At 36.9% G+C, this 16,158-nt stretch carries 16 protein-coding genes; all 16 read right to left on the bottom strand.

Annotated features, from left to right (window positions below):
• Position 1: 1 nt before the first annotated feature.
• A complete protein-coding gene (gene prmC, locus KE503_RS00950; protein WP_022091989.1) occupies positions 2-853 on the bottom strand; it encodes a peptide chain release factor N(5)-glutamine methyltransferase in 852 nt (283 codons plus the stop codon).
• Positions 846-1,793, bottom strand: coding sequence for a DUF1385 domain-containing protein (locus KE503_RS00945; protein WP_055196479.1), 948 nt, complete (start codon positions 1,791-1,793; stop codon positions 846-848). Before KE503_RS00945 ends, prmC begins: the two co-directional genes overlap by 8 nt.
• Positions 1,794-1,881: 88 nt before the next feature.
• Positions 1,882-2,082: a 50S ribosomal protein L31 gene (rpmE, locus tag KE503_RS00940; RefSeq protein ID WP_022374625.1), complete on the bottom strand. Its 201-nt coding sequence runs from the start codon at positions 2,080-2,082 to the stop codon at positions 1,882-1,884.
• Positions 2,083-2,211: 129 nt separating this feature from the next.
• Positions 2,212-3,561 carry a transcription termination factor Rho gene (gene rho / locus KE503_RS00935; protein WP_022374624.1) on the bottom strand — a complete coding sequence of 450 codons (1,350 nt, stop codon included), beginning with the start codon at positions 3,559-3,561 and terminating at the stop codon, positions 2,212-2,214.
• 94 nt (positions 3,562-3,655) lie between these two features.
• Complete coding sequence (locus KE503_RS00930; RefSeq protein ID WP_022374623.1) at positions 3,656-4,381, bottom strand: SigF/SigG family RNA polymerase sporulation sigma factor; 726 nt, start codon at positions 4,379-4,381, stop codon at positions 3,656-3,658.
• Positions 4,374-4,802, bottom strand: coding sequence for an anti-sigma F factor (gene spoIIAB, locus KE503_RS00925; RefSeq protein ID WP_022374622.1), 429 nt, complete (start codon positions 4,800-4,802; stop codon positions 4,374-4,376). Before spoIIAB ends, KE503_RS00930 begins: the two co-directional genes overlap by 8 nt.
• Before the next feature lie 19 nt (positions 4,803-4,821).
• Complete coding sequence (locus KE503_RS00920) at positions 4,822-5,127, bottom strand: STAS domain-containing protein (protein ID WP_022374621.1); 306 nt, start codon at positions 5,125-5,127, stop codon at positions 4,822-4,824.
• A gap of 140 nt (positions 5,128-5,267) precedes the next feature.
• Positions 5,268-6,473 (bottom strand): tetratricopeptide repeat protein, encoded by a 1,206-nt coding sequence (locus KE503_RS00915; protein ID WP_022374620.1) that lies wholly within the window; start codon positions 6,471-6,473, stop codon positions 5,268-5,270.
• Complete coding sequence (locus KE503_RS00910; protein WP_212384288.1) at positions 6,460-7,701, bottom strand: bifunctional folylpolyglutamate synthase/dihydrofolate synthase; 1,242 nt, start codon at positions 7,699-7,701, stop codon at positions 6,460-6,462. The genes KE503_RS00915 and KE503_RS00910 overlap by 14 nt, the downstream gene beginning before the upstream one ends.
• Positions 7,698-8,492 (bottom strand): Cof-type HAD-IIB family hydrolase, encoded by a 795-nt coding sequence (locus tag KE503_RS00905; RefSeq protein ID WP_117944312.1) that lies wholly within the window; start codon positions 8,490-8,492, stop codon positions 7,698-7,700. The genes KE503_RS00910 and KE503_RS00905 overlap by 4 nt, the downstream gene beginning before the upstream one ends.
• 42 nt (positions 8,493-8,534) lie before the next feature.
• Positions 8,535-9,617, bottom strand: coding sequence for a ComEC/Rec2 family competence protein (locus tag KE503_RS00900; protein ID WP_022374617.1), 1,083 nt, complete (start codon positions 9,615-9,617; stop codon positions 8,535-8,537).
• A gap of 105 nt (positions 9,618-9,722) precedes the next feature.
• Complete coding sequence (gene metA / locus KE503_RS00895; RefSeq protein WP_022374616.1) at positions 9,723-10,640, bottom strand: homoserine O-acetyltransferase MetA; 918 nt, start codon at positions 10,638-10,640, stop codon at positions 9,723-9,725.
• 105 nt (positions 10,641-10,745) lie between these two features.
• On the bottom strand, positions 10,746-12,683 hold the full coding sequence (ligA, locus tag KE503_RS00890; protein ID WP_249182922.1) for an NAD-dependent DNA ligase LigA: 1,938 nt from the start codon (positions 12,681-12,683) through the stop codon (positions 10,746-10,748).
• 10 nt (positions 12,684-12,693) lie between these two features.
• Positions 12,694-13,428: a pseudouridine synthase gene (locus KE503_RS00885; protein ID WP_055196477.1), complete on the bottom strand. Its 735-nt coding sequence runs from the start codon at positions 13,426-13,428 to the stop codon at positions 12,694-12,696.
• A 2-nt stretch (positions 13,429-13,430) separates the two neighbouring features.
• Complete coding sequence (locus KE503_RS00880) at positions 13,431-15,020, bottom strand: MBL fold metallo-hydrolase RNA specificity domain-containing protein (RefSeq protein WP_212384286.1); 1,590 nt, start codon at positions 15,018-15,020, stop codon at positions 13,431-13,433.
• Positions 15,021-15,023: 3 nt separating this feature from the next.
• On the bottom strand, positions 15,024-16,157 hold the full coding sequence (locus KE503_RS00875; protein ID WP_212384285.1) for a GNAT family N-acetyltransferase: 1,134 nt from the start codon (positions 16,155-16,157) through the stop codon (positions 15,024-15,026).
• Position 16,158: the final 1 nt, after the last annotated feature.

Below are 16,158 nucleotides of genomic sequence, written 5' to 3'. Positions count from 1 at the left end.
CTTATTCTCCTTCTCTTGCAAATCCAAAGACCAGCCGGTCTAATCCTGCCAGGTCCTTTTTTATCTCAACACAGGCAAAATCCTGTGCTTCCATCAAATTCTTCACTGCTTCTCCCTGATCATATCCGATCTCAAATGCGAGCATTCCTTGTGGATTTAAATAGTTTTTCGCTTCTTTGATGATCTTCTTATAAAAATAAAGTCCATCTTCCTTCCCATCGAGTGCTAACATCGGTTCATAGTCTTTTACCTCCGGCATCAGCTTCCCACATTCTTCCGTTGTAATATAGGGCGGATTCGAAATGATCAGATCATAGCTTCCTGTGACATTCTCAAAAAGGTCACTTTGAATAAATTTTACCATAGGTGCGAGATTTTCGCCATTAGCTTTTGCAATTTTTAATGCTTTTTCACTAATATCCGTTCCAACACAAACTTCTGGCTTTAAAATCAATGCCAGACTGATCGCAATACATCCTGAACCAGTGCATAAATCCAAAATTTTCAGATTCTTTAAGGTCTGCGGGACCTTAAGAAGCACTTCCTCCAATACTGTTTCTGTATCTGCTCTTGGGATCAGCACATCTGGTGTTACCTTAAATGTATATCCCATAAATTCCTGTGTTCCTAAAATATATTGCAATGGCACATGTTCTTTTCTCTTCTGAATCAATTCTTTATATCTTTCTTCTGCTTCTTTATCATTGATCTCATCCGTCATTCCGAACAGATAGTCTTCCCTTGATATATGAAAACATTCAGAAAATAAATACCATGCATCACCAGATGCATTCTCAATCTGTGCTTCTTCTAGTTCTTTCTGTCCATAGAGGACCCATTCTCTTCTATTCATCTTCTTTTTGTTCCCCTTTATTCAGACTATCCAGATATTCTCTCCAGTCAAATACGCCTTCCACTGATGCGATCGCAACTTCGATCATAGAATGATCTGGTTCTTTCGTTGTCAGTTTCTGAAGTGCCAGTCCTGGTTTTGAGAAAATCTGTACAAGTGGATGGTCACTGCTTCCTGCAAGTCTGATAAATTCATAGGAAACGCCAGCCACCAATGGTAAAAATAATAATCTTAACACGATTCGTAACCAGATGGTATCCACTCTTATAAAGAAGAAAAATACCATACTGATGATCATGACGATAAAAATAAAACTTGTTCCACATCTTTTGTGTAATCTTGAATAGTTATCCACATTTTCAGTGGTAAGTTCCACACCTGCTTCTAAACAGTTGATCGTTTTGTGTTCTGCTCCATGGTACATAAATACCCGTTTGATATCTTCCATCTGTGAGATCAGTACAATGTATCCAAGAAAAATCACAATTCGGATCACTCCTTCCATCAACAGGATTCCGTATTCATTATGAATTAGCTTTCCTGCTGCTTCTGATGCAATATATGGAAGGATCATAAATAATCCGATGGAAATTGCTAATGAAAATACAAGGACTATTCCCATGATTACCTTCTCTGCTTTTTCTCCTAGAAATTTCTCCAAAAACTGTTCGGTCTTTTCTTCTGTTTGTTCTTCTTCATCTTCATAAAAAGATGCAGAGTAATTAAGCGTCTGCATTCCGATCACCATTGATTCTAAAAAGTTTACCATTCCACGAAGGATCGGTAATTTAAATAATGGATGTTTCTCTGCGAAGCTTACACATTCTTCTACTTTTGTCTCTATCTTTCCATCGGGCTTTCGCACGGATACTGCATAACGATCCATGTTCTTCATCATTACGCCTTCGATCACTGCCTGCCCGCCAATACGAACCGCCATTGTTATCTCCTATTACTATGTTGGGACTTCCCCATTGCATAAAAAAAAGGTTGAGATTTTGATAACCTCAACCTGATTTCTTAATTTTCTACTTAACACCATATTTACGATTGAACTTATCAATACGTCCACGAGCCTGAGTAGCTTTCTGCTGTCCTGTGTAGAATGAATGACATTTTGAGCAGATTTCTACGTGGATATCTTCCTTTGTAGATCCTGTTACGAATTCGTTACCACAGTTACATACTACTTTTGCCTGATAATACTTTGGATGGATTCCTTCACGCATGTTCTTTCACCTCTTCTAAAAAATTTGTTGGATTTTGCCAACATTTACATACTTTGACTTTCGTCATTTCTTGTTTAATAAACAGCTTTTTTATTCTATCACAATTTATTTGAAATTGCAAACATTTTTTTATTTTCTTAATAAAGATCTTTTTGTTAATGCGACAAACTCTTTGTTGTCCTTGGTTCTCTTGAATAGATCAAGCATCTGTTCCATAAATTCTTCGGAGCGATTTCCAGATAATTCTTTATGGAGTGCTGTGACAACTTCTCTCTCGTCTTTTGTAAGTAATAATTCTTCTCTTCTTGTTCCTGATTTGGCGATATCAACAGCTGGGAAGATTCTCTTCTCTGCGAGTTTGCGGTTTAGAACTAATTCCATGTTACCGGTTCCTTTGAATTCTTCAAAGATCACATCATCCATCTTGCTTCCTGTCTCAACAAGTGCTGTTGCAAGAATCGTTAAACTTCCGCCCTCTCTCATATTTCTGGCTGCACCGAAAAATTTCTTTGGCATGTAGAGTGCTGCGGGATCAAGTCCACCAGTTAATGTTCTTCCACTTGGTGGTACTGTAAGGTTATAGGCTCTTGCCAGCCTTGTGATACTGTCTAAAAGGATCACAACGTCTTCTTTATGTTCTACCAGACGTTTTGCACGTTCTAATACCATCTCTGATACTCTCTTGTGATGTTCTGGTAATTCATCAAATGTAGAATAGATAACTTCAACATTCTTTCCTTCGATAGATTCCTTAAAATCTGTAACTTCTTCTGGTCTCTCATCAATTAATAATACGATCAATTTGATATCTTTATAATTCTTGCTGATACTTTGTGCCATCTGTTTTAACAAAGTTGTCTTTCCTGTCTTTGGAGGTGATACGATCATTCCTCTCTGACCTTTTCCAACTGGCGATAACAGATCGACCATACGCATTGGAATGGATGATTTCTCTGTTTCCATGCTTAGTCTTTCGTGTGGAAAGATTGGGGTCAGATCTTCAAAATGCTGTCTTCTTGCTGCCATCTCTGGCTCATATCCATTGACAGATTCCACAAATAACAACGCACTGAATTTCTCACTCTGTGTTTTGATGCGGATCGCACCTGTTAAGATATCTCCTGTTTTTAAATTGAACTTACGAATCTGTGCAGGGGAAACATAAATATCATTTTCTCCTGGAAGATAATTTTCACAACGAATAAATCCATAACCATCCGGCATAACTTCCAGAATTCCATGTGCTTTCTGTCCACTGTCCAGGCTCTTGATATTTTTAGGGAATTCCTTCTGATAATGCTTTCTTCCCTGATGCTCTCCATGAGTTTCTTCTTTAGATTTTACTTCTTTATAATTCTCTTGATCATATTTTTCTAATGTCTCAATTAATTCTTTCTTCTTTAATGTTGAAATCCCTTTGATCTTTCTTTCTTTTGCAATTTCACGCAATTCGATCACCGATTTTTTTTCATATGTCATATTGATTCTTTCTCCTTTTACCTGGGAAAATGGATGAACTATCCTTTAACGATCGGTTCAGATTTGTATTGTTTTTTTCATTTTAGCATATTTTTCAAAATTTTCCAACCATTTGTCTTTTTAGCTTTTTTAAAATCTTTTTTTCCATTCTTGAAACCTGCACTTGGGAAATATGAAATAATCCAGCGATCTCCTGCTGTGTCTTTCCATCAAAATATCTATATTGGATGATCTGTCGTTCTCGTTCTTCCAAATGTTTCATCGCCTGATGTAGTAATACATGGTCGATCACTTTCTCTGTCTCATTTCCTTCCTTTGATAATTTTTCCATCAGAAGAATTTCGCTTCCATCTTTCTGGTACGCAGGTTGGTGTAAAGATTCTACTTCACTGCTTGCTTCCATGGATGTCACGATCTCTTCTCGTGCGATCTGTGTGATGCTGCTGATCTCATCGATAGTTGCTTCTCTTTGATATGTCTGGCAAAACATTTCTCTTGCTTTCATGATCTTATACGCATTTTCTTTTAAGGTTCGGCTTACTTTGATCATCCCATCATCTCTTATAAATCTTCGAATTTCTCCTGTGATCATCGGCACCGCATATGTTGAAAATTTGACATCATAGGACAGATCAAACTTGTCAACTGCTTTCATAAGCCCAATACTCCCTATCTGGAATAGATCATCCGATTCGTATCCCCTGTTAGTAAAACGCCTGACTACACTCCATATCAGCCCTACATTGTCTAAGATAAGTTTCTCTCTTGCTTCTTCATTTCCTTCTTTGGTAAGCTGCAAAAGTTCTCTTACCTTATCCATTCAGATGATTCTTCTCTCCCATTTTCTTTGTCATAATTACTTTGGTCCCTTCCCCTTCTTTTGAATATACATGCACTTCATCCATAAAAGCCTCCATAAAAGAAAATCCCATTCCTGTCCTCTCTTCTTCTGGTTTTGTCGTATACATTGGTTCCATCGCTTTCTTCACATCCGGAATTCCAATTCCATGATCTGTGATCTCTATTTTCACAATCTGTTCCTTATCAGAAATGTCCATCTCAATCTTTCCATTTTCATCGAAATACGCATGTACAATGCAGTTTGTTACAGCCTCAGATACCGCTGTTTTTACATCTTCCATTTCCTCCATATCTGGATCAAATCTCATGATATATGCAGATGTTACGATTCTTGCGATTCCTTCATTTTCTGATTCACTGTTAAATTCTAAATGCAACATATAAATCCTCCCATATCTTTTATATTTCTTCTACTAATTGATGCAATCCTGCCATATGAATGATCTTTTTGACTGATGGGCTCATATGGCTTAATCTTACGGTGCCTCCCATTGCTTGTACATAACGGTATCTTCCAAGGATCACTCCGATTCCTGAACTGTCAATAAATGGTGAGTTTGTAAAATCAAATTCTATATCCTTGATCGGATATGATTTCAAAATGATATCACACTGGTATTTTATTTTTTTCGCAAGATGATGATCCAATTCTCCATCCAGATAAATATATAGGTTTCTGTTTTCAATTTTGTACTCTGTTGCCATATTCTTTCCTCCTGACCTTTTATAGAATCTTTCATTAAAATCTTCTATAGAAAAAGATACAAAAAATAAAAGAAAGAAGCCCAAACATCTTCGTTTGTTCTTCTTTCTCTTATCTTTTGTATCTTAGTCTTTGTTATTATTTACAGACTCTTTGCATCCTTCTTGCCCATAGCATCAATTTTTGTCTGTGCTAATCTTGCCTGTGATGTTCCTGGGAATTTCTTGATCAGTGTCTCATATGTCTTCTTCGCATTCTTAGTATCTCCTGAAGCTTCATATGCCTGTCCAAGATAGCTGTATGCATAACTATTTGTATCTCTTACTTTGATTGCTTTCTTTAAGTAGTTGATCGCTGTCTTGTAGTCTTTTGACCAGTATGCATTCTTTCCTTTGCTGTATAATCCTGTTGCAGCGTTTGGATAAACCTTTGTTGTCAGATCATTATAGATGCTCTTCATATTCTTTGTTGTCAGTTTCTTGCTGTCAATATCAAGTAATGCGTCTGCTGATCCTGTATAATCACGATCACTGTATTTCTGTAATGCTTTTAATAATGAATCATAGACTCCGTCTTTCTTGCTTGTTCCGATATATTCTGATAATTCATCTTCTGCTTTCTTCTGAGCTTTCTGTGCTTCTTTTACTTTCTTGTCACTTGCTTTTAGCTGTGTATCTTTTGCTAAAATCTGTTCTTTATAATCTTCAACCTGTGTTGTACTCTTGTGATTAAAGCTTGCTCTGACTGTTGGATAGATCAAAACAGCTGCAACGATCACACCGATCACAATACCTGTTACCATATAAAACATAGGGCTCTTTCCTGCAGATTCATTTTCCTGGAAAGATGAGATCTTAAATGGGCTCTCTTTCTTCTTTGGTGGCTGCTCTGTCTGTGCCTTTGTCTGTTTTTTCTTTTCTTTTTTCTTTTCTTTCTTATCTGATTCTTTTTCCTCTGGTTCTTCTTCCACTACTTTTGACTCAAATTCCTTACCATATTCAACGGCTAATTCATTATCTGGTTCAATCTTTAAGATTGTATCAAGAAACTGTCTTGCATCATCATAATTCTCTTCTTTGATGGATAATAGAGCCATCAGAAGATATGCATCTACAAAATTAGGAATTGCTGCTACAACGTTCTTTAACTGCAGCATTGCAAGGTCATCATTGCCCTGTTTTGCATAATTCAGTGCCTGGTTATATTTCTTGATCATCTGATTTGCTTTATATAATTCTGTCTTATTCTTCTTAATCTCTTCAAGCTCTTTACCATAAATATTCTCTTCTGCTGATTCAAGATCCGCACATGGCTGGAATCTTTCTAATTCTTCATTATAATTTAACATCTTTCTCCTCCTGATTTATGAAATCTTTGGCCATGCCTGCCAGGTAAAATGACCCGACTACAAAGCAGACCGTATCTTTCTCTCTTCGATCTATCATCTGACGAAAAACATTCTGAAATTCTTCTTCTCTGATCCTTCTGTGATCGATCGCCACTGTATAAAAAGCTTCGATCTGTGGTATCTGTTTCAAAATATTCTTCATGTATTCTTCTTCATTCTTGTGAGATGCTGCAAATAATATGCGTTTTTTTCCTTGGAAATTGGCTTCTACAGTCTTTACAAAGCCTTCCATTCCCTGAATATTATGTGACACATCAACAATGATCCCTGGTGAGATCTCTTCCATCCTTCCCGGAATCTTTATCTGTGACAGTGCATTATAAATCTTGTCAGCATCTAACTGCTGGCATAAGATCTTGGCTGTCTTAAGTGCAACTGCTAAGTTTGCCCTCTGAAATGTTCCTGCAATATTCGTTCTCACATCTCTTCTCTTATCATACGCACTCGCATTTAAAAAATCAATATATTTTGCTGCTTTTTCTTCAAATTTAAGATTATCTTCAGAAACGTCATAAAATGGTGACATTTTCTGCTTTGCTTCTTCTCTTAAAATATCAGATACTGCCTGTTCCTGTTCCATTGTTACAACAGGAATCGCCTTTTTTATGATTCCTGCCTTGTGTGATGCGATCTCTTCGATCGTGTGTCCAAGGAATTCCATATGATCCATACTGATTGATGTGATCACGCTGACTTCTGGAATGATAACGTTCGTTGCATCATATCTTCCACCCATCCCTGTCTCGATCAGACAGATATCCGGCTGTTCTTCTTCCATGATACATAATGCCATCAAAAACATCATCTCAAAAAAAGAAGGCTGATTAACTCCTTTTTCCACTGCTGCTTCCACACATTCTTTCACCCGGCTGCAGGCATCTTTAAATTTCTCATCTGAAATATCCTGTCCATTCAGCCGGATTCGTTCATTTACCTTTACCAGATGTGGTGAAGTAAATGCTGCTGTCGTTTTCCCATGCTCTTTTAAGACTGCTTCCAAAAATGCACAGACTGATCCTTTGCCATTAGTTCCAGCTACATGTACAAACTTCAGATCCTTATGCGGATTTCCAAGCTGCTCTAATAAATAGTTTATATCTTCCAGAGAAGATTTTTTGGCGAATCCTGCGATTTTGTATAAATATTTTACAGATTCTTCGTATGTCATGCCAATTCTCCGCGTAATACTGCTTTTAACACCTGTAATACTCCGTCTTCTTTATAAGAAGGTGCAATAAAATTCGCTACCTCTTTTACTTCTTCTCTTGCATTTTCTACTGCAAAACTGTGGCTGGCACGTTTTAGCATTTCAATATCATTGATATTATCCCCAAACGCAAGTGTTTCATCCGGACTGATCTTATATGCTTCCTGAAAATGCTGCAGCGCTGATCCCTTGTTTCCACCTTGATTTGTGCAGTCCAGCCAGAATTTTCCTGAGACAGCAATATTCATTGTTTTGCTCCATTTGTCCACAAATTCCTGACTTACCATCTTTTCTGCGCAATTGTGGTGGAAGATGCTGATCTTACATACGTCATCCAGATAATCTTCAATATTATCAACTAATTCTCCTCTATATCCATAATCATCGATCATATAACGATATAATCCAACATTTTCAAAATACGCCATATTATCCTTATTGATCGTAATTTCACATCCTGGAAACATTCTTGCTTCACGAATGTATGCTCTTGCAACATCTTCTGGAATCTTATTTATAAACTGATAATCTTTTGAATAAACAGCTGTTCCATTCTCTGAAATAAAACTTATTTCATCAACGATCGGTGCAAACACTTTCTCAATACTAGAGCGCTGTCTTCCACTGGCTGCGATCACTCGCACTCCTCTGTTTCGCAGTTCCTTGATCACATCGTAATATTCTGGATTAATTTTTAATGTCCCATCTGCTAATAATGTTCCATCGATGTCTGTTGCGATCAGTTTTATCATTTCTTTTCCTTTCTTATCTTTGTCTGATTTATTGTAAATATCTTATTTCTTTGTTCTCTTATAACTTGGGCCTTTCCCCTTCTGCACTTTTACAGATAATCGTTTGCCGTCGCTTGTGATCACAATCGTTCCTCTGCTTCCTGTATCATAAACATTCGCAGTTTTTAATTCATTAAGTGTCTTCTTATGTGGTGCCTTGTAACTGTTTTTATAACCATTACTGATCACAGCTATTTTCGCTTTTACACGTTGAAATAAATATCGATGATCTGATCTTGCTTTTTTAGTGTTTTTTAAAATATCCTGCATTCCATGATGCGGTACTTTTAAAACCTGTGCCTGTAGATTATACCCTTTTTTCACTAACTGTTCAATTGTCTCTTTTTGTGCATCTCCTGTAAATAGAAATGAATTGCTTTTATAGGTAAGTCTGGTTACAATAGAATATTTGTTTACCTGACGATAATTCAAATCTCCTCGTCTTCCATATTTGTATTTTGCATTCATAACACCATAGAATCTCATACATGCTTTTCCAAGATAAACTTTATCTCCTGCTTTTGGAACAACATATACGGTTTCTTTTCGTTTCACTTTCTTTTGAATCTTTGCGATCACTTGTGCATATATTCCCTCATCGTCTCGATATTTGATCAGCTTTGCTGTTGATGCACTTTGTTTCTTTTTATTCTTACTACTTTGAAGTACTTTCAGATCAAAATTATTTCCATAGATCGTATCAATCTTGATCTTCGGATCATCTAAAATTTTAATCATTCCTCCAATATGATCCTGGTGTGGATGTGTCAGGAGAACAAATTTTAAATGTGTGATCTTTTGCTTTTTTAAATAGTTTCTTGCTCTGTTGGATGTATTTACATCTTTCTTATTTGTTTTGGTATAGTAAACGGGTCCTGCATCGATCATTCCGTACTCTGCTTTTACCCCACTTCCATATTGGATCAATATTGCATCCCCACACCCAACATCTATAAAATGTACTTTAAGCTTTGTTGCAGCATTTACCTGTACTTTATCTTTGGTAACTGTACCGCATACAGCCATCATAAGACTCATACAAAATGCTATGACTTTGATCCATATGCTTTTCTTATTCTTTTTCATTCTATCTTTCCTTACAATTTTATATCTATTGTACGATCTGCTGTATTTCCTTTATACGCACAGAAAGGTCGCTGTATCTTTTGATCTTACAACAACCTTTTGTTTTTATTTTTTCTTTTCAAGATCGTATGGTGTTACCTGATATACATAATAATTTAACCAGTTATAATACATTGTATTTGCATGGCATCTCCATGACTTGACTGGTTTCTTTGTTGGATCATTATCTTTGTAATAATTCTTTGGTATATCTGGATTCAGTCCGCGCTTCACGTCTCTTACATATTCATAATGAAGTGACATCACATCGTATTCTGGATGACCTGTTACAAATACCTGGCTTCCTGTGGAATTCAGAATGATATATGGTCCCGTTTCATCTGATTCCGCAACAACTGTTAATTCTTTATTTTTCTTGATCGCTTCTCCGTCAACACCTGTATTTCTTGAATGTGGTACATAAAACTTATCATCGAATCCTCGAATGATCGGAACTTTACTATGTAATGGATGATGTTCATAAACACCTGAAATCTTCTTATCTAAGACATGTTTCTTGATTCCATAATGGTAATAAAGCCCTGCCTGTGCCGCCCAGCAAATGTAAAGTGTTGAAGTTACATGTGTTTTTGACCATTCCATGATCTCTACTACTTCATCCCAGTAGTCAACTTCTTCAAATTCCTTCAATTCAACTGGTGCCCCTGTAATGATCAATCCATCAAAACGTGTATCTTTAATCTCCGAAAAATAATTATAAAATTTCTCCATATGTGATTCTGATACATGAGTTGGAACATAGGATTCTGTCTGTAAAAATGTGATATCTAACTGTAATGGTGTATTTGATAAACTTCTCAGTAAATGAAGTTCTGTATCCAGTTTATTTGGCATCAGATTTAAAATTGCAATCTTTAAAGGCCTGATATCCTGTGTGCATGCCCTTTCATTATCCATCACAAATACATTCTCTTCTTCTAAGATCGCCTTTGCTGGCAGATCACTGTCTATTCGAATTGGCATTTTATCAAATCTCCTTCTCTCTTTTTTCGATTGCTTTCTAAGCTTACAGGATTTTCCTGTCAAATATCTATTATAAAACTCTTGCCTTTTTTATGCAATCTCTATTTATCGTCCAATTAACTCTAAGAAGTCCTCTTCACTCAGGATTGGAATATCTAATTCCATTGCTTTTTTATTCTTAGAAGACTGAGACATCTTGTCGTTGTTGATCAGGTAATCTGTTTTCTTGGATACAGATCCTGTGACTTTGCCTCCCATCTGCTCAATCTCTTCTTTTAACTGTTTTCTATTATCAAAATGATTAAGTGAACCTGTGACAACAAATGTCTTTCCTTCTAATATCTGTTCAGTTTCTACTTCTTCTTTCTTTTCAAACTGCACATATTTTAAAAGTTCTTCTAAAATCTTTTCATTATGAGGTGTATGGAAGTATGATACCATTGCCTTTGCGATCATCGGTCCAATCTGGTCGATCGCTGTAAAATTTTCTTCTTTTGCTTCTCTAATCGCTTTGAAATCTTCTTTAAAATGCTTGCAGATCAATTTCGCATTGGATAGTCCTACATTTGGAATTCCCAAACTATAAATAAAGTTTGCCAATACCGGCTTTCTGGAATCTTCGATTGCTTTTGTCAGATTCTCAAAAGATTTCTCCCCAAATCCTTCTAATTCTAAAATTTCTTCTTTATGTTCTTTTAATGTAAAGAGATCATAAATTTCATTTAATAGTCCAACATCGATCATCTTCTGCAATGTTGCCTCAGAAAGTCCATCTACATTCATTGCATCTCTGGATACAAAATGTGAAAATGACTTGATCTTCTTGGCACTGCAAAATTCGTTGGTACAGATCAGAGTTCTGATTCCATTTTCATCTTCAATCTTTGTCTCTCCTCCGCATGCTGGGCATGTATGTGGAATCTCAATCTTGCCGCTTTTCGTTTTATTCTCTGCGACCTGAGGAATGATCATGTTTGCTTTGTATACAACAATCTCATCACCAATTCCTAATTCCAGTTCTTCCATCACACTGATATTATGAAGACTTGCTCTGCTTACGGTTGTTCCTTCTAATTCTACTGGTTCAAAGATTGCTACCGGATTGATAAGCCCTGTTCTTGATGGACTCCATTCGATCTCTGTCAATGTTGTATCTGCCGTTTCATCCGCCCATTTAAATGCAATGGAATCTCTTGGGAATTTGGCTGTTCTTCCAAGACTTTTTCCATATGCAAGATCGTTATAAACTAATACTAATCCATCAGATGGCAGATCAAAATGTTCGATCTTCTTTGAAAATTCTTCAATCTCACCTCGAATCGTATCTTCTGTTACTCTAATATGTTCAACTACGTCAAATCCAAGACTTGCTGCCCAGTCTAGTTTCTGTTCAAAAGAATTATTAAAATCCATTCCTTCGATGTCACTTACGCTAAATGCATAGAAATGCACATGGCGCTTTGCTGTGATCTCATTATTTAACTGTCTGACGGAACCACTGCATAAATTTCTTGGATTCTTGTACTGGCTGTCAACATCTTCAATCTCTTCATTCATCTTATAGAAATAAGAATATGGAATGATCGCTTCTCCTCGGACCACTAACGTTCCGTCGTAAGAAATGTGTCTTGGAACATTGTCAAATACTCTTGCATTGTTTGTTACAACTTCTCCGACTTCTCCATTTCCACGGGTTACTGCTTTGACTAATTCTCCATGTTCGTAAGTCAGTACGATCGTTAATCCATCTAATTTCCATGATAAGATTCCATCATGTCCACTAAGCCATGCTGCCAGCTGATCTGGTTCTTTTGTTTTGTCTAGAGAAAGCATTGGTGATGGATGTGCTTCTTTCTCTAATGATGTCATCAGTTCATATCCGACATGGATCGTTGGACTGTTGGATAATACAGTGTTTGTCTTTTTCTCCAGTTCTAAAAGTTCATCGTACATCTTGTCATATTCAAGGTTGCTCATGACTTCTTTATCCTGCTGGTAATAAGCCTTTCCTGCTTCATTTAAGATCTGGATGAGTTCTTTCATTCTCTCTAAATCATTCACTTTTTAGCTCCTTCTTTAACTCTCTCAATTCGTCCGGAGTTAATTTTCGATATCTTCCTTCTTTGAGGTTTCCAAGTTCTATGTTCATAATTCTGACTCTCTTTAATTTTGTCACACGATATCCAAAGTATTCACACATTCTTCGGATCTGGCGATTTAATCCCTGTGTCAGAATAATACGGAACTGATCTGGTCCTTCTTTTGTTACTTTGCATCTTCTTGTCACTGCATTGATCTCATCTAATGGAACCGGATTCCTCATATTATGAATGAATTCGTTTGTAATCCGCTTATTTACTGTAACTTCATATTCCTTTTCATGATAATTTCTCGCTTTCATGATCTGATTGGCTGCTTCTCCGTCATTCGTAAGAAGTATCAGACCCTGTGAATCCTTGTCCAGACGCCCTACTGGATAGATTCTTGTTGGATAATTGATATAATCAATAATATTATCTTTCTCTTCCTTGCTTGCTGTGCATACAATTCCTCTTGGCTTATGAAAAGCCAGAAAGATCAGATCTTCCTGAATCTTTACCGGCTTTCCATCAAATGTCACGCTCTGCCCCGGAAGTACTTTGGTTCCGCTTACTGCAATTTCTCCATCGACTTCTACTCTGCCTTCTTCAACATAAGTATCTGCCTGTCTTCTGGAGCAGATTCCTGCCTGACTTAAATATTTATTTATACGCACTGCATCTTCTGTTTTACGTTTTGTCTCTTTCATTGTTACCTTTCCCACTTGTCACAGAGGGCTATGATCTGATCGGCAAACTTACCAAGATCTTTGTTCGTACCGCCCTCATTATGCTCTATTACAGATTTCAAACGCTCGCTTGCTGTAAGAAGTCTGATATAAGCACTACTCTGTTTTGGTTTCTTCTGGATGCGTTCTCTTGATCCCCATTCGATCCATTCACTTGAAATAAGATCATACACATCTCCGCTGTATGGTGCTCTCGCTTTAAATTTATATTCATCTTTTAAACACGATGTAAATGCTTCACAAACTGCATCTTCTCCATGAACTACAAATACTTCTTCTGGTTTCTTCTCGAAACTATTGACCCATTTTAATAGTCCATTCTTATCTGCATGTCCACTCAAGCCTTCTAACCGAATGATATCTGCTGACACTTTGATCGTTTCACCAAATAATTTCACTTCCTTGGCTCCTTCGATCAATGATCTTCCTAATGTTCCGTATGCCTGATATCCTACGAATATGATCGTATTCTCCGGTCTCCAAAGATTATGTTTGAGATGATGTCTGATTCTTCCAGCTTCACACATACCTGAAGCTGATATGATAACCATCGGCTCTGTCTCAAAGTTGATCGCCTTGGATTCTTCGGTTGTAATAGATAAATGAAGATTGGAAAATGTGATCGGATTAATGCCCTCTTTCACTAATTCCATTGCTTCTTCATCATAAGTCTCGTCAATGTTCTTATTAAAGATCTTAGTTGCTTCTACCGCTAACGGACTGTCTACAACAACCTTGAAATCGCCATGATTCTTCACTCTGTCTTCTGCTTTGATCTGACGGATATAATATAATAATTCCTGTGTTCTTCCTACCGCAAATGATGGGATGACGACATTGCCTCCTCTGTCAAATGTTCTCTGGATCACATTGGTAAGCTCTGTTACATAATCCTGATGTTTTCCATGATAGCGGTCTCCATACGTGGATTCCATAATAACATAATCTGCCTCTTTCGTATAGCTTGGATCTTTGATCAGAGGCTGATCAAAATTCCCAATATCTCCAGAGAACACAAGTTTCTTCTCTACATCATCTTCCCTTAACCATACTTCAATACTTGATGAACCAAGCAAATGACCGATATCCGTAAATCTGATGGTAATCCCATCTGAAACTTCGATCTGTCTTCCATATGGGCATGGTACAAAATACTGCATAACATTTACCGCATCATCCATTGTATAAATTGGTACAACTTCTGGTTTTCCAGATCTCCTTGCCTTACGATTCTTCCATTCTGCTTCAAATTCCTGAATGTGCGCACTATCCTGCAACATGATCTCGCATAAATCTGTCGTTGCTCTTGTTGCAAATATCTTTCCTCTGAATCCTTTTGCATACAGCAGCGGAATTAATCCTGAATGATCAATATGTGCGTGTGTCAGCAAAATAAAATCCAGACTGCCTGCATTCACTGGCAGCTCGACATTCTCGTACACATTTAACCCTTGTTCCATTCCATAGTCAACAATAAACCTTTTGTCGCAGGCTTCCACATAGTGGCAGCTTCCGGTTACTTCATGATCTGCTCCGATAAACATTAACTTCATGGCTTATACCTCCTCTGAAATATAGATTGGGCCAGCCGGCACGATATCTTTCAGATACTCATGCTGTTTTAATATCTGTCCTGCATTGTTGTCAAAAAACACCTGTGTCAGCTCGTCAATTGAAATTTCATCTTCCCATTCTTGTGCATCTGATCGTCCTTCTTTGCATGCATTTTCTTTTGATGAATCTACACATTGAATGGATATCTTATGATTCAGGCATTGGAATTGGTATACACCATTCTGATCCTTGATATACGGATCTTTGACCAAAATCCTGAATGTAAAATCACTCTTTCCATGAAGGATCTCTCCCCACGCTGTGAGATCTGTGATCCTTGCCATAATCTTTGGTATTTTTTCTCCTTTGGTTAAATTACCTTCTGTAATATAAATCTTCTTATTCTTATATCGATATTTTATCTCATTGAGCATATTCTCTGGCTGCGTTGAATATGCCCATCGGATATACACTTTATCATCTTCAAAACTCTCTGCAAAAACACCTGTCAATTGTTCTCCCTCATAATATACCATGAGGTTCCCTTCACCACTCTGGCTTTCTTTTGAAAGTCTTCTTAAATATTGCTTATCAGGAATTGTATAAATCTGATATGGCTGCATAAATTGTTCTAAAAATATAGTAATTCGGTCATATTCTTCTTCTGGTGCTGTGACAATTCTTGCATCTTGTTGTATTGCTGGAATTATCTTGTCCGAATCATTCATTGAATGAATCATCGTTTCTTCCCAGTCCATCACAAAGGTAAACTGAAATGGCTCATAATATGCTTTATTCGCCGGCATCAGATAAGTAAACGGCTGTCTCTTCTGATGCATGTCATTTAAGCACTTTGTAAGCATTGCTGCCATTATTCCTTGTCTTCTGTATTCTTTCCATACCGCTACAGCTACAATGTAATTTAATGTGTATGTCTTTTCCCCTGTTCTTATATGGTATGGATTCAAATGTATCATTCCTAAGATCTTCTGGCCTTCTCTTGCCAGAAGCACTTCATTGGATGCATAGACTTCTTCAAAATAATACTTTGCAAATTCTTCAGGATCTTCAAAAATCTTCTGATACATGTCATAGACTGGTTTTACTTCTTTCTCTTCCTGATAAATTAATTCCATA

It is taken from the genome of Anaerostipes sp. Marseille-Q3525 (genome assembly GCF_018223505.1).
Lineage (GTDB): Bacteria > Bacillota > Clostridia > Lachnospirales > Lachnospiraceae > Anaerostipes > Anaerostipes amylophilus.
The sequence above is the reverse complement of the archived record's forward strand: the minus strand, read 5'-3'. Positions and strand labels throughout refer to the sequence as shown.